Raw genomic sequence first — 21,408 nt, 5'->3', positions numbered from 1 at the left:
CATACTGCCTGCACACGGCAGTGAAAGCCTTACGTCATCAGCTTACCAGGCAAGACTGCCCGCGCTGAGTCAACGTCCATAAGGTTGTGACCGCCGGGATGAACGCAGACTGACCGGCGTTCAGCGTCATGGTGGCACCCTCGGCGTGGCTGAGCGTGGCACTCCCCTTCAGCACCAGCAGAATTTGCGCACGGTCTGTCCGGATGCTTTGCTGCTCGCAATGTTCAATGACGCTAAAGCGAAAATCCGTTACCGGGATCGGGTATTGCTGCATCCCCTCTTCCCGCTGTGGATGCATCCTGAGGCGGTCGGCTGGGGTTTCGTCAAACACCGTACAGCGCACCAATTCTGCCACGTTGATGTTCTTGGGGGTTAAGCCCGCCCGCAGCACGTTGTCAGAACTGGCCATGACCTCAACTGCCGTACCATTCACATAAGCATGTAGCGTACCGGCGCGCAGGAACATCGCCTCACCCGGCGCAAGCGTAATGCAGTGCAGATACAGCGGGGCCAGAGCCCCGATGTCCCCCGGGTAGTCTCGCAGTAGCCGTTCGATAAAGGGCGCTACCGGAGCAAACACCCCGCATGCAAGTCGCGCTTCCAGACACGTCAGCACGCCCTCTTTTTCCGTCGGCTCAAGCGCCATCAGACGCGTAAAAAAGGCCTTAAGCCCTTCAGCATGCAGGTTGTTGCGAAACAGCGACAGCGCGGACGTCAGGGCCGGGGCATCCAGGCGCAAAAAGTGATTAGCAATCTCCTGATACGGCCGGAAGCCGTTCATGGCCATAAAAGGCGTCAGGGCAAAAACCAGCTCGGGCTTATGGTTCGCATCGGTGTAATCCTCTCCGGGCAGGTTGCCCTGACGGGCGAACCCGTCTTCTGCCAGAAGCTTATTGGGATGTACCTGCAGCGACAGTGCGCGCTCCGCTGACAGCAACTTCAGCAGGTAAGGCAACTGCCCCGCAGTTTCTCCCGCGCACGCGCCCAACATCTCTGCCGGCCTCTGTGAAATAAGGTCCTGTAAAGAGCGTAACCCTGTATCGGTTTCAATCTCCGAGCAGCCTGCGGGGTGGCTTCCCATCCAGACCTCGGCCTGGGGTTGATCGTCAGGGTTGAGCAGGCCAAAAAGATGATTAAGCGCTACGCGACTGCCCCAGGCGTAATTTTTGATGCCGTTACGCATCCGGTAAAAAGGCTGACTCATTGCGTATCCTTTTCACATTCGCCAGGGGCGAAGCCATTTTCAGCCGCCAGCTGCGCAAACCACAATGCGTTACGTTTGATTTGTCGCTCCCCGGTGGCTAAATCCAGACGCCAGAAGCCATATCGCCGCTTGAAGCTGTTGATCCAGGACCAGTTATCAATGAAGGTCCACTGATGAACACCAAAACAGTTGGCGCCGTCAGCGATACCACGATGCAGCTGAGCCAGATGCTCCTCCATTAAAGCGATACGGAAGGTGTCATCTATCACGCCATCGGCCTGCACCGGCCCTTCGGACTGCAGATCCATCGCGATGCCAATTTCCGCCAGATACCATTTGATGTTGCCGTAGTTATCGCGAATATTGCAGGCAATGTCATAGATAGCTTCCGGGTGGATCTCGTTATTGTCGCGATAAGGGTTAAACCGTCCCTGAGGATCGACGTAATTTTCGAAATAGACTTCCGGTGTGAAGTAATCGAGCGCGTAAACGCTTTCCCGCGCTTTCACCCTTCTCGGCACATAATAATTCACCCCCAGAAAATCAATTCTCGACTGCAGGATCGTCTCCACATCCTGCCGTGAAACCTCTGGTAAGCAGCCGTTTGCGGTTAAGATTTCGCACAGTTCTTTGGGGAATTCATGTTTAACCAGCGGGTCGAGGAAGCTGCGGTTAAACAGCAGGTCGGCATACCAGGCCGCTTTTTTATCGGCCTCGCTGTCGCTGCGGGTATAAGAAGGCGTGAGGTTGAGCACGACACCAATCTCACCCGGCAAGCCCATTTCACGGTAGACATTCACCGCCCTGGCGTGCGCCAGCATAATATTAAAGGCGACCTGAGCCGCCAGTTTGCCATCTTTTTTACACGGATAATGGAAGTCATATAAATAACCGCCTTCCACCGGCACGATCGGCTCATTAAAGGTTATCCAGTATTTCACCTTATGGCCAAACAGCTCGAACGCGGTGCGGGCGAAGCGGGCAAAAAGCTCAGTTACGTAGGATGACTCAAATCCGCCATATGCTTTTTGCAGCGCCTCGGGCATATCAAAATGGTAAAGATTGATGATGGGCTCGATGCCGTTGGCAATCATTTCATCGAAGTAATCGTTATAGAAGCGGACGGCGTCGCGGTTTGGCTGTCCGGTTTTGAAATCATCGATCAGACGCGACCACTGAATAGAGGTTCGAAACGAGTTAAACCCCGTTTGCTTCATCAGGGCAACGTCTTCTTTATATTTACTGTAGGTTTCACAAACGTGCTGCGGACCAATCTGCTGAAAAAAACGCTCCGGTTGTTCGGCAAACCAGCTGTCCCAGACAGAACGGTGCGGCTTATTGGCTATGCCTTCCGTCTGCGGACCTGATGCCGCTGCGCCCCAAAAAAAACCTTCCGGGAATTGATACCGGTTCATAACGCCTCCTGAATGAAAAAAAGGGCTGCCCCGAACAGGGCAGCCAAATAACTACTCTGCAGTGACTTCAATTGATTTGATGAACATATATCCCCAGTCGCCAGAGAACTTGCCAAAGCTAATGGTGTTGTCCCCTGCCCTGAGCGTGACCGGTACGATCATCGTCTGGCCTTTCTCATCCGTTTGCGGGAATTGAATGCTCACCGGCGTTCCGCCGTTCACAATGAACGAGTTTTTCTTACTCCCCCATTTGCCGTTAAATTTCACGTGCAGGGCAAACTTACCGTCCCAGGGGGCGTTAACCTGCCAGGTCACGCTGTCTCCGTCATTGGCAAAAGGACCAAGGAAACCGTCTTCACCAATCGCTAACGTATCTTTATCGCTCTTGGTAATGTTCAGTTTCCCCTTGCTGACGTCCAGCGTTCCGCCGCCAAAATGACAGTAGTCCGCCGGCACGGGTCCCGCCGCGGCCTTCACGCTAACGTTTACCGTCTTGCTGCTTTTCAGCAGTCCATCGTCAGCGGTAAAGGTCAACGCATAGTCACCGGGAGCCGAGAACCAGGCACGGGTTTCCGCTTTGGTGCTGTCACAAAAGTGGACGTTATCCTTGCCTTCGTGATGCCATGCCACGCTGACCTTCGGCTCCGGCAGATTGTCATCCTGCCAGGCCGCGGTGAGCTGAACGCCTTTATCCACGGTGGTAGAGAGCGCATCCTGCAGAGTGATGACCGGCGGCAGGTTTTTCTGCGTATGCTCAAGGCGAATCACGTTTGAAGGCGCAGACTGACCGCTTTCGTTCTTTGCGATCACCCGGTAGTAGTAAGTCTGGCCCAGCGTCAGGCTGCGATAGTCATCACGGAAGAGATCCATTTTTGCCGGATCCCACTCATTTTTGCCGTCAGAGATATCCTGACCAACGCGGGTCCACGGGCCGTGTGGCTGAGTCGCTCTCTCCACATCGTAATAACGCCCGACGGGAGACCCCATCCAGTTAATGGCAAACGGTGAGTTGCTCTCGCGCAGCTTAGGCGCTTCCGGGACCGGCAGAGCCGGCGCCTTGCTCAGCCCCGCCATTTGCGCCGAGGCGGTTCGCACCAGATTGACGACCTCCATCTCCTGGTTTGCTTTGCCCTCGACCGGGAAGCCAGGCAGATGGTAGCTGTAGTGCCCGGTAAACTCTTTGTGCCAGTAAAAACCACCATCGTGGCGATGACCACGGAAGCCCCAGATAAAGCCCCCCGCCGCCTGCGCGCCATTGACCTCGGTATGCACAATGGCCTGCATGATAGTGTTAAGGTCTTTTTGATCGAGCAGACCAAATTCGCCAACCAGATAGACCTTTTTGCCGCCAATCGCCTCCAGATCGTTGCGAACCTGCTCGGGGTGGTTGTTCTCGGCATTGGTGTAATAGTGGTTACTGATGATGTCGACGTTCGGATCGTTGAGCGCGAAATCATTCACCTTTTTATAGGTACCATCGACGACAAGCTGATGGGGCGCCCACTTGCGGATCCAGGCCGACGTTTTCTGCAGAAAATCAGCATTGGTGTTTTCCAGCTCATTACCCGTTTCCCAGGCCATGATCGCCTTTTCATCGTAGTAATGGCGTCCCGTAATGGTGTTGGTACGGGTAATCACCTGACGGATCACATCCTGATAAGCACGGTAGGTTTTACTGTCGGTTCGATAAAAATCTTCCGGCTTTTCATGATAAAACGCGGCCAGCTGTTCGCGTCCCCCCCACCACCACCAGTGGTCAATAAACGGCAGAATCAGGCGCAGCCCCTGCTTATCCGCCTCGGCAATCATGTTGTCATACACTTTCATGGCCGTTTCATTCAGCCGCGGCATGCCGTCCGGCGTTGCCGGTGCCAGAATATGTGTCTCACGTCCGCAGGCAGCATCATTTTCCTGCTGCACGGAAAGCACATATACGCGCTGTGCTTTAGCACCGGTTTGCACCAGCGCTTTGATCCAGTTCTCCTGCTCTTCAGCAGTCGGCCATCTAAAGTATTGCCCCCAGCCGCGCGGATCGGCCTTACAGGTTCCGCGCGCGTCATCTTCTATACGATGCAGCTCCGGGGCGTGGATCCCGGCGAAGCGAAAGACGCGATCGCCATCTTTTAACGCTGCGCCATCGCGAGTAATAAAGTGTTCAAAATGGGATTGCTCGGCCGCCAGAGCCCCCGCGCTTCCCAGCGCGGAGAGTAAGGAGACGAGAAGCAGTTTTCGAATCGGGAAAGCCATCTCTTTTCTCCTCAGAACCAGACTTCAGCCTGCACACCAAAATTCAGCGTATCGGTATCGCCGCTACGTGAATATCCCCCCGGACTCAGGGTGCCAGTGCTCCAGTCGTAATTTCTGTCCATCGCATCCGAGACGCCTTTATCCCATTTTGCGTAGGTGGCAAAGAAGCGCAGCTGCGGACGGCTCCAGAAACCTGAATCAAAGGTCAGGGTCGGCGCAATGGTCACCTTGGTCAGGCCACCTTTCCCTTTACCGTTTACGCCCATGTAGTTTTTATCATCCAGATATTCGTAGCCCACCTCATATTGCATGGCGAAGTTTTTGGTTATCTGATGATACGGACGGATACCCGCGACCCACATGGAACGTCCCCAGCCGTCATCGTCGTTGGTCCACCAGCGGTAGTTTTTGTCTTTCTGATAAAACGCAAAGGTCGATACTTCCACGTCACCCAGGTTGGCCATGCTGTCCAGCACGACGCGCCAGGATTGCGTATCCTCAAGGTTTGCCCAGCCCCAGCCGTTTTTACCCAGCGAATCCGCGGCGGCCAGGCCTTTGCCATACTGGAAAGCGATGCGGGAGTATCCGTTGGTCAGGCCGTAGAAGCTGTCAAAGTTGTACAGCGCCGTCACGCCGTACCCCTTCTCAGCCGAGGTAGGATGGTTTTCATTGCGGTTCATGTGGTGGCCGATAAGTTCGACGTCGAGCCCGGTGCCGCCGATCTTTTTAAACCACAGGTTAAGCGAATAGTCGTCCGGATAGCCCTGATCCCCCAGATCTACCGGATAAGCTTTGGCTTCGTCGGTGGTCGAGAAGGCATACACACCTGCATCAAAGCGCGCAAAGCCTAAGTCCAGGTTATCGAACCCGCCCCCGGTTCCGTTGTACTGAATGTACTCCCAGTCGAACTGGTGGCTGGAAAGGTTGGAGCTGCTGTAGCGTTTACCGGCCCAGAAGGTCATGTCCGGGGCAAAATCGAGATTCGTTAATTCAGCAAACCCTTCACGGAACTGGGTCTCTTTGCCGTCATCGTCAGTACAGTTCCAGTCGGCAGTACATTTGGTCTGGTGCGTCAGGTTGGCCTGAATACGTGCGACTGCACCTGAATCCGACTTCAGCGTCACCGTCGGGATCAGCTCAATTTTGGTATCTTCTTCGTTACCCAGACGCCATTTCCCGTCAGGCATCAGCCCCACCGAATCGACCCGGTTGCCATCGCTATTGGCAAGAATACCCGAGCGTAAATAGCCGTGGAGGGCGAAATCATATTTCTCATCGGCGCTGGCATAACCGCTGATGACAGTAAGAGCAATCAAGGACAGAGGTATTGATTTCATTAACGTTTGCATAGGTTCCCTTTGAATTTTTATTTTCACGGTTAAACGTGCAGGGGAAATGTAAGGATCAAATCTGGAAATGTACATCCACAAACGGAAAGCGCTTTCCATGTTTGCCGGATTGAATCACAAATTTAAGATCAAAGAGAAAATTTTTGTGAAGAATGTCACGAAATAATCTTCTGCCCATCAGGAACGGGCAGAAGCAGGGAGGCGGGGATTATTTTTCCAGCTGCATCAACTGGCGTTCATGAACCTTGAAGAAGGGGCGATAGAGCATCCATGCATTAAAAAAGGCGAACAGGCACATGCACATATTTTTCCAGCTGCCGTTCGCCGACCAGGCTGCGCCCAGCGGTGAAGGCATAGACCAGGGCAGCATGGCGACGGCTCTGTCGAGCACGCCAAGCTGGGTTAAATACCAAGCTATACAGGCATTTATCAGTGGTACAAACACAAAGGGCAGTAAAAAAACCGGGTTCATGATGACGGGGAAACCAAACAATATCGGCTCGTTAATGTTGAACAGCGACGGCAGAAGGCCAATTTTCCCGACGCTCTTCAACTGCCGGGATCGGCTTCGCATCGCCATAAAGACCAGCGGCAGCGTAGAGCCGATACCGCCAATCAGCAGATAAAAATCCCAGAATCCCTGCAGATAAATATGGGGCAGCACGGCTTCCCCGGCGGCCAGGGCCCGCTGGTTTTCAAACAGATAGGTGAGCCAGAACGGGTTCATGATGCCCGTAATGATCAGGGCGCCATGAATACCGACGAACCATAAAAGATTACATAGAAACAAGGAGATAAGCACAGCCGTAAGGGTATCGGATGCCACGATAAGCGGGCGTAACGCCTCGCCAATCAGCTGCGGCAAAATTTGTCCGGTCGTCTGCAGCATCACGGCATTCATTACGCTAATGGAGAGCATGATCACCAGCAGCGGCATCAGCAGCTGGAAACCATTTCGCGTCATCACCGGTACCTCCTCCGGTAGACGAATGCACCACCCTCTTTTGTAGAAAAACCTTATTATTTCAATAGAGTAAGCGCTTGAAATGAGCGCAGTAAAAAGCCCCATCCCGCCCAGAAAAATATTCGTTGCACCGTTATCCCGAAAGCCAATGAACAGCAAAAAGGAGAGGCAGCCGGTGAGTCCACACAGCCGTTCCGGGAGTTGATACTGCTTGGCCAGACTGGCGCTGGCACCAAACGCGACAATCAGCGCCACCAGTCCGAGCGTCAGCTCAAAGGTTGGCAACAGCATCGGACGCAGCAGCAGATAGACGTGCCCGAGGCGCGATGCACTTGAAATGGCGAACGGTGGAAACAGCAGCGGCACCATCAGGCTTCCCACAATCACAAAAGGCATGGCGAGGGAAAAGCCGTCCCGCATCGCGGTAATATGTTGATTTCTGGTGATTATATTGGCTGCTGGCGTGAGACGTTGCTCAATCAAATCCACAGCAACATTCATCAAATGAATGTTCATAACTCGACCTTAATAGTTCGTGAATAGCCGCGATGATCTCGCACATCCGGACAAAGTGAAAGATTCCCTCAGGTGATCGCGGTCACAATTACCTTATCCACCAATGGAAAGCGCTTTCCGTTTTGTTCCATGATGACTATATTCCAGCCATAAGTTCAAAGGAGACGTTATGAAAAAAATCATGTTGTGTTGTTCTGCCGGGATGTCCACCAGCCTGCTGGTGAAAAAAATGGTCGACGAAGCGCAAAAGCGTGGCCTGGAAGCGGAGATCAAAGCGTTTGGCGTGGCCGAATTCGCCGAGCAGGTCGGTCACTATCAGGTGGTGCTGCTTGGACCGCAGGTGAAGTACATGCAAAGCGATCTTCAGAAACAAGCTGATAAATACGGGATCCGTGTTGAGCCTATCAACATGATGGATTACGGCATGCAAAAAGGGGGCGCCGTTCTCGATTTCGCCCTCTCCCTGATAGATAACAAATAACGAAGGGAAAACCCATGAGCTCTCTGTACGCGAAACTTATCCAGGTCATTGAACAGAAAATTACCCCGATGGCAGGCGCCGTCGGGCAGCAGAAGTATGTGACCTCGATTCGTGACGGCTTTATCACCGCTCTGCCGTTCATGATCGTCGGTTCCTTTATGCTGGTGTTTATTTTCCCGCCCTTCTCACCCGACACGTCCTGGGGTTTCGCCCGGGCATGGCTGCAATTCTCCTTGGATCACCGTCAAGCCCTGATGCTGCCGTTCAACTTCAGCATGGGGATCATGACGATCTTCATTTCAGTCGGGATCGCCGCGAGCCTGGCCAAACATCACGATCTGGATGCCCTTACCGCCGGCATGCTGTCGCTGATGGCATTTCTGCTGGTGGCTGCGCCGTTAAAAGACGGGCAGATTTCTACCGCCTATTTCTCCGGGCAAGGGATCTTCACGGCCATTCTGGTGGCTATCTACTCTACCGAGCTGTATGCCTTCCTGAAGCGTCACAATATTACCATCCGCCTGCCGCCAGAAGTGCCTACGGGCGTTGCGCGTTCGTTCGAAATTCTGATCCCGGTGCTGGCAATTGTTGTCACTCTGCACCCGCTCAACCTCTTCATTGAGGCCCAGCTCGGCATGATTATTCCGGAAGCGATTATGTCGCTGGTGAAACCGCTGGTTGCCGCCTCCGATACGCTGCCTGCCATTCTGCTCTCGGTGCTGGTGTGCCAGGTTCTGTGGTTTGCGGGCATCCACGGCGCACTGATTGTCACCGGAATTATGAACCCGTTCTGGATGGCGAACTTGTCGGTTAACCAGGCAGCAATGGCTGCCGGTCAGGCGATCCCGCACATTTACGTTCAGGGATTCTGGGATCACTACCTGCTGATTGGCGGGGTCGGCTCTACGCTGCCGCTGGCGTTACTGCTGCTGCGCAGCAAAGCAGTGCATCTGCGTACCATTGGGCGTATGGGCGTGGTGCCGGGGATGTTTAATATCAACGAACCGATTTTATTCGGTGCCCCTATCATCATGAATCCGCTCTTTTTCCTGCCGTTCGTGCTGGTTCCGATGGTCAATGCCACCCTCGCCTACTTTGCCCTTGATTTCGACCTGGTCAGTCGCGTGGTCTCGATGACACCGTGGACAACGCCTGCCCCTATCGGCGCATCCTGGGCGGCCAACTGGAGCTTTAGCCCGGTGATCCTCTGCCTGCTGTGCATGGTTACCTCAGCGGCCATGTACTTCCCGTTCCTCAAAGCGTACGAGAAGCAGCTGCTGGAACAAGAGCATGAAAATGCGGTTGAACAATCTGAAGAAGCGGCACAGTCCGCCTGATAGTAAAAACACAGAGGTTACTGATGGAATTAGAAGAACAGGTCATGGGCATTATTATCAATGCCGGTCAGTCACGCAGTCTCTGCTACGAAGCGCTTGGCTTCGCAAAAAAAGGTGACTTTGCTTCAGCCGACGCGCGAATGAAAGAGGCGGCGCACTTCGCCCGTGAAGCGCATCTGGTGCAAACCCAACTGATCGAAGCTGACGAAGGGGAAGGCAAAACCAAAATGACGCTGGTGATGGTGCACGCTCAGGATCATTTGATGACCTCGATTCTGGCGAAAGAACTGGTGACGGAGCTGATCGAACTGTACCGCACTCGTCAGGCATAACCATTCAGGAGAGGCGCTGGCCTCTCCTTTTCGAGGAACGTATGCACTATCTTGGACTCGATATTGGCGGCACAAAAATGGAAGCCATCCTGCTTTCGCCTCAGGGCGAATGCCTTTGGCGTGAGCGTCGTCCGACGCAAAAAAAAAGTTATGACGCCTTTATGCACCATCTGCTGGCGTTTATCGGCGAAGCGCGCGCGGTAAGTGAAGTGCCATTCAGTATCGGTATTGGCCTGCCGGGGGCCATCGACCCACAGAGCGGGCTAATTAAAAACTGCAACTGCCTGGTGCTCAACGGTCACGACCTGAAGCATGATTTAGCAAAGCAGCTCAATCAGCCCGTGTGGATAGCCAATGACGCGGATTGCTTCACGCTGTCTGAAGCGGTTGATGGCGCAGGCGCAGAAGCAGATACCGTCTTTGGCGTAATTGTCGGTACCGGATGCGGCGGTGGCGTGGCGGTACATAAGCGTCTGCTTCAGGGGCCAAACGCCATCGCTGGCGAATGGGGACATAACCCGTTGCCTGGCTATGCCCCCGAGACGGATGGTCCGGCGCAGCCCTGCTATTGCGGGAAACATAACTGTATCGAAACCTTTATCTCTGGCACCGGCTTTGCCCGCCGTTATCCCAGCGAACTGAGCGCGCAGGCCATCATTGAAGCGGCGGCCCAGGGAGACCTGACCGCGCGGGCCCACTGGCGCCACTTTATCGACGCCTTTGCCCGCAGTCTGGCCTCGGTGATCAATATTCTTGATCCGCAGGTTATTGTGTTGGGCGGTGGGTTATCAAATGTCAGCCAGCTGTACGACGAACTTCCGGCCGCCATCAGGCCCTACATCTTCTCGGAAAGCTGCCGTACCCGTATCGTCCCGGCCCGTTACGGCGACGCCAGTGGCGTGCGTGGCGCGGCGTGGCTACCGGGTTTGCACGCCGCGCAGACGTGAAACCGCCTGTGGGGGGCGCTAAGATTCTTAAGGTGGGTTATGTTAAGATAACCAAAACCCACCACGCAGAAAATGCTATGCCAACGATTGACGATGTATCACGATTAGCCAATGTCTCACGAGCAACCGTCTCACGCGTGTTGACGGGGACGCGCGGCGTGCGCGAAGAGAGCCGTGAAGCTGTGCTGCGCGCCGTAGAAGAGCTTAATTATCGCCCAAGCTTTGCCGCGCAAAACCTGGCAAGTCAGTCATCAAGCTACGTTGGTCTGGTTCTCTCTGCGAAGGATGAAAGCAGCGGAGCACGTTTGCTGCCTGCGCTCTCCCGCGCCATGAAAGCGTTGAATAAAACGCTCATCGTAGAGTACGTAAACGATCCTGTTGAGCAGGCGGTCACCGTTGATGATCTTCAGCGCCAGTGCGTTGCTGTCGTAGTCTTTGGGCCGGTTGCGGCCGGTAGCGCAGAGAATGTTATCTCCTTCGATCGTCCCGTGGTGGATGCGAAACCTCAGGGATATGACTTTGCCTTTGCGACGGAAAGCGCCTGTCGTTACATGACGGGCAAGGGCCATCGCAATATCGCACTGGTGATTGACAGCGAACACGATGACAACAGTAAAAAGATGGTGGAAGGCTATCGCAACGTCCTGCAAAACTACTCTTTGCCGTTTAATCGCCAGCTGGTGTTAACGGCGAATGAAGATGTTGAACAGGCGCTGCTGACGCTCATCAATAGTCTGAGCAAGTTTTCCGCCATTGTGGTTAAACGTGATGCCTATGCCGCTGAAGCGATGCGTCTGTTCCGGGAATTTGGCATTTCCGTTCCGCAGGAAGTATCGCTGCTGAGTCTGGAAGATTCACCTCTGGCAACCCAGCTCTATCCACAGCTGACCTGTATCTCGTGGCCAATGGATCAGTTGCTCACTCAGTGCGTTGAGCGCATTAAAAGCCTGGTGGATGGCCGACCTGTTCGCACGTCAGAGCTCTCCCCCGTGATTGGTAAACTCACACCTCGCCAGTCGGTGATGGAAAAAAGCTAGCGGGTACGCAGCGATTGCCGGCTTAAGGGTGTGATAACACAGTAAACGTTATCCCTGTTCTGGAGCGAGATGATGAAAACCTTTCTGTTCATAAGTGCCCTCACCCTTTTCCCGGCGCTCTCCTGCTATGCCATCGCCCAGGAAACGTCCCTGCCGCTGAAAGAGCAAATTCATACCGATGAAGGTACGTTATGCGTGTATGGCGATGCTTCGCGCAGTGAAAAAGTTGTGATGCAGGGCGGCAACGATTGCCCACAGAGTAAAGCGGCAAAACAGTCCTGATTGTTTTGAGGGGGGTGGAGTTATTACCAGGCGGTAAGAATGTACACCCCTTATTTTGATTAAAAGTCAGTCCTCCGACAAATTAAGATGGAGTCTGATCATTAAGCGATAAATGAGGTCTGTACTCGTTATAGCCCTGCCGCAAGCCATTTATGATTTTCCGGGCATGAAAATATCGCTGAATCCATATTCACTCAGACATAACACCCACGGCTTCCCGCTTCACTTCGGATACTTCCATACCGCCAGACTTCTTGCATAAGTTCCAGAAGATGGCGTCTCAAATAGCATCCTTAAGACAGCGTTTCAATGCAAAACCCCGGTTCGGTCTGGCGGAGGATACAGATGATGTGTTTGTCAAAAAACACTTTTTTAAGGGGATGTCCTCATGTGGTTTATACAAATATAACTAACATTGTGATGTGTTAATGAACTGGGAGCAGATCAGAGATTCAGGAGTGATTTAGCGTTTAAAGAGAAGAGTAACCCTAACCCACAGCCTCACGGTCAGAACGCGAAACAGGGTCATAGACGCCACAGAGGAAGGCAAATCGATATACAGCCCGCCCAGCCTTCGGCTGGGAGAGGCGCACGGGGGAAGTTGAAGCCTTAACCGTCGAGGGAGGGGCAGCCATAAGCGTGCAACTTTTCAAACCGGGGATTCAGCTATAGGCTAACGGTAGAATGCGGTTTGTAGACGGTTGTGCGCATATACCCAATACAACCGCATTACTTCATGCGCACAAGCCCCGGAGAGCCACTTGCGGTGGGGATTGCTAACATCTTTTGGGATAAGGCTGCATTCTATTTCTAATACGGCGATACGTAGTCAGCGGGCAGTCTCTCTCGGAACCATTCCCATAAAGCATTCAGTTCAGCAATATCTGATTCAGCTGCCCACTCTTTAACCTGATAGTCTCTCCACGCTAGCGCATTTTCAAGAGCATTATCGATATGTTCGTATAGTCCCTCAAAGCCACACTCCAGCACTTGTCTCGTGTCGTACCCAATACGCATTTGGCGTACATGCAGCAGCTTTAGCGAGTCTTCTTTTGTTGCTGGGTTTGGATCGCCCCAATCGCCCCGCTCAGCACACCAATTGGTATATGCCACGAGTTGCTTTATACATGCTATTTGCGCCAACTTAGCTTCATTACTTCTCATGTACTCAGCTTGTTGCAGCACACGCTTTGTTGCGGGGTCTAGGTCATTGTAACTCATCAAATTTTCCACTCAGATCTAGCTTGCGATAAGGGTAGGTTAGGCCAGCTCTTCCCGCTTAACCAGCGGAACGCTGTAATCTGGACGAATACTCTTGGAACCCGGCATAGCTCGCATCTCTTGCGGGAAGTGCCAAATATTGAAATCCTTATTCGGGAACGTATCGTAATGAAACACATCCCAACCAAGCAGGGCAGCCATCCGCTCAAAGGCAAGCTCTTTAGCCACTGACAGTTCTAGCCTTGGATTCAGATACTTCAAGTACCCGGAGTTCACTGCCCCAGTCAGGATGTCCACAACCTGCAATCCCAGATGGTGCTTAGAGTCGTGCATCGTTACAGACTTAACCAGCTTCTTCATCCCTGCCCTAGCCAGCATATGGTTAGCAACAATGCCCGTCACCTCATCATTCTTTTTGTACTTATCAATCTTCTGGTCAATGATGACTTCAACGTCACTCTTAATCTGCTTAGCAACGTTCTTAACGAGCATTGTGTACGTTTGGTAGAAAGCCAGCTCCCTGTCCGTCTGCCAGTTGTTGTACATATTCTTCACAACGATAATCGAGTGAAAGCAGCATGAGTTCTTGAGCACCATTGCCAGCAGCTCAATGCAGATGTTTGCCTGCCCCGCACTGTTCTTAATCTTCGACCACTTCAACTCACCGACAATGCCGTACTTGTCTTTCAGCTTCTGGACTCGCTCATTGAAGATGTGCAGCGTGTCTTTACGCACACACAGCAAACCAATGCCGTAACAGCGGTCACTCCCTGTCGTACCACTTTCATCACCAAAGGCCACGTATTCCATGCACAATATCCGCTATTAATTTAATGGATATTTTATGCACAACCCAAGCGGCAGGCAATGCCTCGCATTGTCAGCTTATTGTCACTCGTACTCAATTTTGTTGGGTATCGTAACCGGGACTTCACTTCCATATATGAGTGGTGGGTTGAGGTAGGCTATACCATGCAAGCACCCCAAGAATCCTAGCAAATACATGATGATACAAATCAGCTCCAGTCCGAGCTTGCGGTCTATCCCCGGAATCTCATCAGTGACGCTAGTCGTCATCTCTTTGCCAACCAATTGGCTGTACGATGAAACAAAGGACTTGAAGACTTCGGCAGCTCTTGGTGAGTCAATGTTATGTGCAAGTGCATTCCGCAACTTGTTCAATTTATCCAAAGCAGCCCAAACATTTTTAGGAAATTCCATGCCCGGTAAATGAGATCCAAACATAGCATGCACTAGGTTTAGCTTATGGCTAAAGCCGAGCTTAATATTCTCAATCGGGCCGCTATCCCGGCAATGCAATTTCAGAATATAAAAAAGTAATTCCTCAACGAAAAGATGCCCTTTAAGTATGATTGAGGTGGTATCCATACCAGCGTGCAGGTGCTTCTCATACCTTGAGCATCTGGCTTCATAAATGGATTTAAGCCCTTCCTGTGTGCACATCGTGTTCCATCCGGTAGTACCTGTTTTTATGCAGTGTACCAAAGCTATCACATACATGATTCCATACACATACCGCAATAGAATCCATAAAGCCCCGTTGGTGGTACAGCAACAAGCGGAGCCTCTGGCGACTTCATCAGGGTTATGTCAGTTAGTGAGGCTTATCAGGATGACCATGTACCCAAGGGGAGCGAGGCCGAACCGCTGGCAGAGCTTGCATATGGTCTGCAAGTACCGTGACCACCATAAACCTGTTTATCCCCTGCGGCGTCTCGCGACGGCGACAGAACGGGGGCATCGGGCTAAAATGCGCTTCACTAAAAGTTTCAAGGAATCGTGCCGGGTGTGCGGCTTTCAGTTCATGTTGGGCTATCGCGGTATGACCAGTGGAACGACCGCCAGCGCTTTGCTAAACTTCCTGTTCACCGTTCAACAAATCGCGGCAACTTTCAGGGTAAATAGCGGTACTTTGGTCACATAACCTTAGAGTTAACTCGTTGAGTTACAAGGCTTTTAAAGGGCTGGAGCGGGCGAAGGGAATCGAACCCTCGTATAGAGCTTGGGAAGCTCTCGTTCTACCATTGAACTACGCCCGCTTTGAGGTGCGTAAGGCATTATAAACCTTACGCCTCTTCATACAAGCCTCTTTGCAACTAAATGGCGATTATATAATCACTTAGCACTTTGGCTTGCTGCCTGGCGCCGGAAGATAACGCTGCGGATCGATGGCTGTGGCGCGATAGCGGATCTGGAAGTGTAACTTCACCGAGTCCGTGCCGGTACTGCCCATGGTGGCAATCTTCTGCCCAGCCTTCACATTCTGCCCGTTGTTCACCAGCATCGTATCGTTGTGGGCATAGGCAGTGATGTAATCTTCCCCATGTTTAATCATGATCAGGTTACCGTAACCGCGCAGCTGGTTGCCGACGTAGACCACCTTCCCTGCCCCTGATGCATAGACTGGCGTGCCGCGCGCAGCAGCGATATCAATGCCTTTATTGCCCCCCTCAGACAAGGAGTAAGGCAACACGACCTTGCCGCTGGCAGGCCAGACCCAGCAACGCTGGCCGACCGGAGGCCATGAGGACTGCGGCACCGCGTAAGACGGCGTCACTTTAGCTGTTTTGCCTTTAGAGGATTTCTTCGTTGAAGACGCGCCACCGTTAACCTTCAGTTTCTGCCCCACCTCGATGGTGTAGGGTGGAGAGATGTTATTCAGACGCGCCAGATCCTTCACGCTGGTCCCCGTTGCGCGCGAAATCCGATACAGCGTATCCCCGCGCTTAACGGTATAGACCGCACCGGAATAGCTGCCCATATCCGACGACTTGCTTCCTGAACAGCCTGCCAGTAATAGCGTCAGCGTCAGACAAAAAACGGCGGTAATGGGATTTCTCGTCAGGCTTCCTGCAAACAAAACAGATCCTCGGTCAGCGTGAATGGCGCACTATGATACCAGCCCAGACTGATATGGGTCAGCCCTTTTCCGCTCTTGAGAGCAAACGGCGCATGGAGGAATGCAGTATAATGCAGCTGCTGATGGTGCTGAGCCATCCGCATCGTTGGCACTGGAGCATCAATGAGTATTCAAGAACACGTTATTTTGGTAAATGACCAGGGAATGGTGATTGGCACTCAGGAAAAGTACGCCGCGCACACCGCCCACACCCCGCTGCACCTGGCTTTCTCATCGTGGCTTTTTAACGCCAGAGGTGAGTGTCTGGTTACCCGACGCGCCTTAAGCAAAAAAGCCTGGCCAGGGGTCTGGACCAACTCCGTTTGCGGACATCCTCAGTCCGGTGAAAAGACGGAACAGGCTATCATCCGCCGTTGCCGCTTTGAGGTTGGCGCCGAGATCGCCAATATCACCCCCATCGCCGCTGAATTCCGTTACCGTGAAGCCGATCCTTCGGGGATCGTGGAGAACGAGATTTGCCCGGTATTCGCAGCACGCGTCACCAGCGAACTGCATATTAATCACGATGAAGTGTTGGAGTATGAATGGGTCGAACTGGAAGCGTTGTTCCGCGCACTGGACGCTGCCCCCTGGAGCTTTAGCCCGTGGATGGTGCAGGAAGCGACGGTCGCCCGCGACGCGCTCAGGGCCTTCGCGGCGCAATAAAAAAGCCCCTTTCGGGGCTTTTTTTACTGTCTTAACGGCTTACTTCACCGGGCGCATCGCCGGGAACAGGATCACATCACGGATGGTGTGGCTGTTAGTGAACAGCATAACCATACGGTCGATACCAATCCCCAGACCTGCGGTTGGTGGCAGACCGTGCTCCAGCGCAGTCACATAGTCTTCGTCGAAGAACATCGCTTCGTCATCGCCCGCCGCTTTCGCGTTAACCTGATCCTGGAAGCGCTGAGCCTGATCTTCTGCATCGTTCAGCTCGCTAAAGCCGTTGCCGATTTCGCGGCCACCGATGAAGAACTCAAAGCGGTCAGTGATTTCCGGGTTCACATCATTACGACGTGCCAGCGGAGAAACTTCTGCCGGGTATTCGGTGATAAAGGTCGGCTGAATCAGGTGCGCTTCGGCCACTTCTTCGAAGATCTCGGTCACGATACGGCCCAGACCCCAGCTCTTCTCAACGTTGATACCGATGCTTTCCGCGATCGCTTTCGCAGAGTCGAAGTTATCCAGATCGGCCATGTTGGTTTCTGGACGGTATTTCATGATCGCTTCGCGCATGGTCAGTTTTTCGAACGGCTTGCCGAAGTCGAAGACTTCTTCACCGTAAGGCACTTTAGTGGTGCCCAGAATGTCCTGCGCCAGGGTACGGAACAGTGATTCGGTCAGCTCGATCAGATCTTTATAATCCGCATACGCCATATAGAGTTCCATCATGGTGAACTCTGGGTTATGACGCACGGAGATGCCTTCGTTACGGAAGTTACGGTTGATTTCGAACACGCGGTCAAAACCACCGACGACCAGACGTTTCAGGTACAGTTCCGGCGCGATACGCAGGTACATGTCCAGATCGAGGGCGTTGTGATGGGTGATGAACGGACGTGCAGACGCGCCGCCCGGGATCACCTGCATCATTGGGGTTTCCACTTCCATAAAGTCGCGGTTAACCATGAACTGGCGGATACCGGCCATGATCTGAGAGCGAATCTTGAAGGTCTTACGGGATTCATCGTTGGAGATGAGATCCAGGTAACGCTGACGGTAGCGCGCTTCCTGATCCTGCAGGCCATGGAATTTGTCCGGCAACGGCCGCAGGGCTTTGGTCAGCAGACGCAGTTCGGTGCAGTGGATAGACAGCTCACCGGTCTTGGTTTTGAACAGCTTACCTTTCGCCCCCAGGATATCGCCCAGGTCCCACTTCTTGAACTGCTCGTTGTAGATGCCTTCCGGCAGGTCGTCACGGGAGACGTACAGTTGAATACGGCCGCCAACGTCCTGCAGCGTCACGAAGGAGGCTTTACCCATGATACGACGGGTCATCATGCGGCCAGCAACGGCCACTTCGATGTTCAGCGCTTCCAGCTCTTCGTTCTCTTTACCGTCGAAGTCAGCGTGCAGTTGGTCTGAGGTATGGTCACGACGAAAATCGTTCGGGAACGGCACGCCCTGCTCGCGCAGTGCTGCCAGCTTCTCGCGGCGGGTTTTCAGTTCGTTATTAAGATCGACTACCGCGTCAGCGCCCTGTGCTTGTTGTTCAGACATGTTGGTTCCTCATAACCCTGCTTTCAAACTTGCTTCGATAAATTGGTCCAGGCTGCCATCCAGCACCGCCTGCGTGTTACGGGTTTCAACCCCGGTACGCAGGTCTTTGATGCGGGAGTCATCAAGGACGTAAGAACGGATCTGGCTGCCCCAACCGATGTCAGATTTGTTATCTTCCATCGCCTGTTTCTCAGCATTTTTCTTCTGCATCTCCAGCTCATAAAGCTTCGCTTTCATCTGCTTCATGGCCTGGTCTTTGTTCTTATGCTGGGAACGGTCGTTCTGGCATTGCGTCACCAGCCCGGTTGGAATGTGGGTGATACGCACCGCAGATTCCGTACGGTTAACGTGCTGACCACCCGCGCCGGATGCGCGATAAACGTCGATACGCAGATCCGCCGGGTTGATGTCGATATCGATATCTTCGTCAACTTCCGGATAGACAAACGCGGAGCTGAAGGAGGTGTGACGACGGCCGCCGGAGTCGAACGGGCTCTTACGCACCAGGCGGTGAACCCCCGTCTCGGTACGCAGCCAGCCGTAGGCGTAATCGCCAATAATCTTGATGGTGACAGATTTAATACCGGCCACTTCACCTTCAGACTCTTCGATGATTTCGGTTTTGAAGCCGCGGGCTTCCGCCCAGCGCAGATACATGCGCATCAGCATGCTGGCCCAGTCCTGGGCTTCGGTACCGCCAGAACCTGCCTGAATATCGAGATAGCAGTCAGCGTTATCGTATTCACCGGAGAACATGCGACGGAATTCAAGCTGCGCCAGCTTCTCTTCGAGCACGTCGAGTTCAGCCACGGCTTCGTTAAAGGTTTCTTCGTCGTCAGCTTCGACGGCCAGCTCCAGTAAACCGGAAACATCTTCCAGCCCCTGAGCCATTTGATCCAGCGTATCTACGATAGCTTCGAGAGAGGAACGCTCTTTACCCAGCGCCTGCGCGCGTTCAGGTTCGTTCCAGACGTCCGGCTGTTCCAGCTCGGCGTTTACTTCTTCAAGACGCTCTTTCTTGGCATCGTAGTCAAAGATACCCCCTAAGAACGTCAGAGCGCTCCGTGAGGTCCTGAATACGGTTTTTTACCGGATTAATTTCAAACATGGTCTGTTTTCTTTTATGGACTTGTCAAAATGCGGTGATAAGAGCGGGATTGTACCGAATCCACGCCCTTTTTTATAGAGATTACTGCCGCTAAATTGGCCAGATATTGTCGATGATGATCTGAAGGGTGCGGTTACCGCGGAACTCGTTTATATCCAGTTTGTAAGCCAGCTCAACTTCGCGCACGCCGTTGTCCGGCCAGACAGCGGTATCGACGTTAAAGGCAATACCGTCCAGCAGCGGGCCACCGCCTACAGGCTCGACCATCACTTTAAGATGGCGCTCACCAACAATGCGCTGTTGCAGCAGACGGAAGCGGCCATCGAACAGGGGTTCCGGGAACATCTGCCCCCACGGCCCTGCATCCCGGAGCATCTGTGCCACTTCCATCGTCATCTCAACCGGCGTGAGTTCGCCGTCGGAAACCACTTCGCCCTGCAGCAGGGCCGGGTCAATCCAGTCGGTGACCAGCTCGCCGAACAGACGCTGGAACTCGTCGAACTTCGCCTCTTCCAGCGACAAACCTGCCGCCATGGCATGGCCGCCGAACTTGAGCATCAAACCCGGGTAGAGGGTATCCAGACGCTCCAGCGCATCGCGCATGTGCAGCCCCTGAATCGAACGCCCGGAGCCTTTGAGGGTGCCATCACCAGCCGGTGCAAACGCAATGACCGGGCGGTGGAAACGCTCTTTAATACGCGAAGCCAGAATGCCCACCACGCCCTGATGCCACTCAGGGTGATACATCGCCAGGCCGCCCGGCAGCGTATCGCCGCTGCGTTCCAGTTTTTCGCACAGTGTCAGCGCTTCAACCTGCATTCCCTGTTCAATTTCTTTACGGGTCTGGTTCAGGGCGTCCAGTTCATTAGCCAGCACGCGCGCTTCACCAATGTTGTCGCACAGCAGCAACGCGACGCCAACGGACATGTCGTCCAGTCTGCCGGCCGCGTTCAGGCGAGGCCCCAGAGCGAAGCCCAGATCGCTTGCCGCCAGCTTGAGCGGATCGCGGTTAGCAATCTCAAGCAGCGCTTTGATACCGGGACGGCATTTGCCCGCCCGGATGCGGCTTAAGCCCTGCCAGGTCAGAATACGGTTATTGGTATCGAGCGGCACCACGTCTGCGACGGTCCCCAGTGCGACCAGGTCGAGATACTCGGCCAGGTTCGGCACGGCAATACCGCGGGCGTCGAACCAGCCCTTATCACGCAGCAGCGTGCGTAACGCCAGCATCAGATAAAATGCCACGCCGACGCCTGCGAGTGATTTCGACGGGAAATCGCAGTCGCGCAGGTTCGGGTTGATGATCGCTTCCGCGGCAGGCAGCGTTTCACCCGGCAGGTGGTGATCGGTAACCAGCACCGGGATCCCCAGTTGATGCGCATGATCGACGCCCGCATGGGAAGAGATCCCGTTATCTACGGTCAGGATCAGCTGTGCGCCGCGGGCATGGGCCTGATCGACCACTTCCGGGCTGAGGCCGTAACCATCTTCAAACCGGTTCGGCACCAGATATGTCACGTTGTCGCAGCCCAGCGCGCGCAGGCTCAGCACGCTCAGCGCGGTACTGGTTGCGCCATCAGCATCAAAATCCCCCACCACCACAATACGCGTACCTTCACACAGCGCGTTGTAAAGTATTTCTGTGGCTTTTTCGATGCCGTTTAACTGCTGCCATGGCAACATCCCTCTAACGCTGCGCTCAAGGTCGGCGGCGGTACGCACGCCACGGCTGGCGTATAGCCGCTTTAGCAGCGGCGGGAGGTCGTCAGGCAAATCAGCATGTTCAACCGCCTCGCGGCGGCGCAGTTTTATTGGGGCTTTCACG

General features: G+C 53.7%; 20 protein-coding genes and 1 tRNA gene. 7 read left to right on the top strand and 14 right to left on the bottom strand.

What is annotated here, in order from left to right; genetic code table 11:
- Nucleotides 1–37: 37 nt before the first annotated feature.
- The 5 genes from manA to BH714_RS21395 all read right to left on the bottom strand — a co-directional run bounded on the left by manA (nucleotide 38) and on the right by BH714_RS21395 (nucleotide 7,695).
- Complete coding sequence (gene manA, locus BH714_RS21415; RefSeq protein ID WP_040018874.1) at nucleotides 38–1,204, bottom strand: mannose-6-phosphate isomerase, class I; 1,167 nt, start codon at nucleotides 1,202–1,204, stop codon at nucleotides 38–40.
- On the bottom strand, nucleotides 1,201–2,619 hold the full coding sequence (locus BH714_RS21410) for a glycoside hydrolase family 1 protein (RefSeq protein WP_040018873.1): 1,419 nt from the start codon (nucleotides 2,617–2,619) through the stop codon (nucleotides 1,201–1,203). Before BH714_RS21410 ends, manA begins: the two co-directional genes overlap by 4 nt.
- A gap of 51 nt (nucleotides 2,620–2,670) precedes the next feature.
- Nucleotides 2,671–4,866 carry a CBM35 domain-containing protein gene (locus BH714_RS21405; protein WP_040018872.1) on the bottom strand — a complete coding sequence of 732 codons (2,196 nt, stop codon included), beginning with the start codon at nucleotides 4,864–4,866 and terminating at the stop codon, nucleotides 2,671–2,673.
- Between the two features lie 11 nt (nucleotides 4,867–4,877).
- A complete protein-coding gene (locus BH714_RS21400) occupies nucleotides 4,878–6,215 on the bottom strand; it encodes a maltoporin (RefSeq protein WP_025203318.1) in 1,338 nt (445 codons plus the stop codon).
- A gap of 208 nt (nucleotides 6,216–6,423) precedes the next feature.
- Nucleotides 6,424–7,695, bottom strand: coding sequence for a PTS sugar transporter subunit IIC (locus tag BH714_RS21395; protein ID WP_020883745.1), 1,272 nt, complete (start codon nucleotides 7,693–7,695; stop codon nucleotides 6,424–6,426).
- Between the two features lie 169 nt (nucleotides 7,696–7,864).
- On the opposite strand from BH714_RS21395, the gene BH714_RS21390 reads away from it, so the two are divergent.
- The 6 genes from BH714_RS21390 to BH714_RS21365 all read left to right on the top strand — a co-directional run bounded on the left by BH714_RS21390 (nucleotide 7,865) and on the right by BH714_RS21365 (nucleotide 12,111).
- On the top strand, nucleotides 7,865–8,176 hold the full coding sequence (locus BH714_RS21390; RefSeq protein WP_014171497.1) for a PTS sugar transporter subunit IIB: 312 nt from the start codon (nucleotides 7,865–7,867) through the stop codon (nucleotides 8,174–8,176).
- A gap of 14 nt (nucleotides 8,177–8,190) precedes the next feature.
- Entirely contained in the window at nucleotides 8,191–9,513 is a 1,323-nt protein-coding gene (locus BH714_RS21385; protein ID WP_032680341.1) for a PTS sugar transporter subunit IIC, read from the top strand.
- Nucleotides 9,513–9,845, top strand: a complete 333-nt coding sequence (locus BH714_RS21380) for a PTS lactose/cellobiose transporter subunit IIA (protein WP_254915524.1) — start codon at nucleotides 9,513–9,515, stop codon at nucleotides 9,843–9,845. The genes BH714_RS21385 and BH714_RS21380 overlap by 1 nt, the downstream gene beginning before the upstream one ends.
- Before the next feature lie 41 nt (nucleotides 9,846–9,886).
- Nucleotides 9,887–10,792 (top strand): ROK family protein, encoded by a 906-nt coding sequence (locus tag BH714_RS21375; RefSeq protein ID WP_040018871.1) that lies wholly within the window; start codon nucleotides 9,887–9,889, stop codon nucleotides 10,790–10,792.
- Nucleotides 10,793–10,869: 77 nt separating this feature from the next.
- Nucleotides 10,870–11,829, top strand: coding sequence for a LacI family DNA-binding transcriptional regulator (locus BH714_RS21370; protein ID WP_025203317.1), 960 nt, complete (start codon nucleotides 10,870–10,872; stop codon nucleotides 11,827–11,829).
- Nucleotides 11,830–11,898: 69 nt separating this feature from the next.
- Nucleotides 11,899–12,111: a hypothetical protein gene (locus BH714_RS21365; protein ID WP_080765218.1), complete on the top strand. Its 213-nt coding sequence runs from the start codon at nucleotides 11,899–11,901 to the stop codon at nucleotides 12,109–12,111.
- Between the two features lie 82 nt (nucleotides 12,112–12,193).
- On the opposite strand, the gene BH714_RS24540 is transcribed toward BH714_RS21365, so the two are convergent.
- The 6 genes from BH714_RS24540 to actS all read right to left on the bottom strand — a co-directional run bounded on the left by BH714_RS24540 (nucleotide 12,194) and on the right by actS (nucleotide 16,213).
- Nucleotides 12,194–12,268, bottom strand: a complete 75-nt coding sequence (locus BH714_RS24540; RefSeq protein WP_369797172.1) for a hypothetical protein — start codon at nucleotides 12,266–12,268, stop codon at nucleotides 12,194–12,196.
- 653 nt (nucleotides 12,269–12,921) lie between these two features.
- Nucleotides 12,922–13,332, bottom strand: a complete 411-nt coding sequence (locus BH714_RS21360) for a hypothetical protein (RefSeq protein ID WP_040018869.1) — start codon at nucleotides 13,330–13,332, stop codon at nucleotides 12,922–12,924.
- Nucleotides 13,333–13,371: 39 nt separating this feature from the next.
- On the bottom strand, nucleotides 13,372–14,142 hold the full coding sequence (locus BH714_RS21355) for a DUF3800 domain-containing protein (RefSeq protein ID WP_001547062.1): 771 nt from the start codon (nucleotides 14,140–14,142) through the stop codon (nucleotides 13,372–13,374).
- An 81-nt stretch (nucleotides 14,143–14,223) separates the two neighbouring features.
- Nucleotides 14,224–14,796 carry a hypothetical protein gene (locus tag BH714_RS21350; RefSeq protein ID WP_040018868.1) on the bottom strand — a complete coding sequence of 191 codons (573 nt, stop codon included), beginning with the start codon at nucleotides 14,794–14,796 and terminating at the stop codon, nucleotides 14,224–14,226.
- A gap of 522 nt (nucleotides 14,797–15,318) precedes the next feature.
- Nucleotides 15,319–15,392 (bottom strand) — tRNA-Gly (locus BH714_RS21340).
- An 80-nt stretch (nucleotides 15,393–15,472) separates the two neighbouring features.
- Nucleotides 15,473–16,213, bottom strand: a complete 741-nt coding sequence (gene actS / locus BH714_RS21335; RefSeq protein WP_014171504.1) for an amidase activator ActS — start codon at nucleotides 16,211–16,213, stop codon at nucleotides 15,473–15,475.
- 162 nt (nucleotides 16,214–16,375) lie between these two features.
- On the opposite strand from actS, the gene idi reads away from it, so the two are divergent.
- On the top strand, nucleotides 16,376–16,918 hold the full coding sequence (idi, locus tag BH714_RS21330; protein ID WP_040018866.1) for an isopentenyl-diphosphate Delta-isomerase: 543 nt from the start codon (nucleotides 16,376–16,378) through the stop codon (nucleotides 16,916–16,918).
- A gap of 39 nt (nucleotides 16,919–16,957) precedes the next feature.
- Here idi and lysS read toward each other — a convergent pair whose 3' ends face one another.
- The 3 genes from lysS to recJ form a co-directional block, all read right to left on the bottom strand.
- Nucleotides 16,958–18,475 (bottom strand): lysine--tRNA ligase, encoded by a 1,518-nt coding sequence (gene lysS / locus BH714_RS21325; protein ID WP_025203283.1) that lies wholly within the window; start codon nucleotides 18,473–18,475, stop codon nucleotides 16,958–16,960.
- Nucleotides 18,476–18,484: 9 nt separating this feature from the next.
- Nucleotides 18,485–19,583 (bottom strand): peptide chain release factor 2 gene (gene prfB / locus BH714_RS21320; protein WP_104440355.1). Its coding sequence is split into 2 segments (ribosomal slippage): nucleotides 18,485–19,507 and nucleotides 19,509–19,583, totalling 1,098 coding nucleotides; the frame shifts between segments, so codons are not numbered across the junction.
- A 90-nt stretch (nucleotides 19,584–19,673) separates the two neighbouring features.
- Nucleotides 19,674–21,407, bottom strand: a complete 1,734-nt coding sequence (gene recJ / locus BH714_RS21315) for a single-stranded-DNA-specific exonuclease RecJ (RefSeq protein ID WP_040018865.1) — start codon at nucleotides 21,405–21,407, stop codon at nucleotides 19,674–19,676.
- Nucleotide 21,408: the final 1 nt, after the last annotated feature.

Origin of the sequence: Enterobacter ludwigii, from assembly GCF_001750725.1 — a bacterium.
In the GTDB taxonomy this organism is placed as follows: domain Bacteria; phylum Pseudomonadota; class Gammaproteobacteria; order Enterobacterales; family Enterobacteriaceae; genus Enterobacter; species Enterobacter ludwigii.
This window is presented reverse-complemented; position numbering and strand designations above follow the sequence as displayed.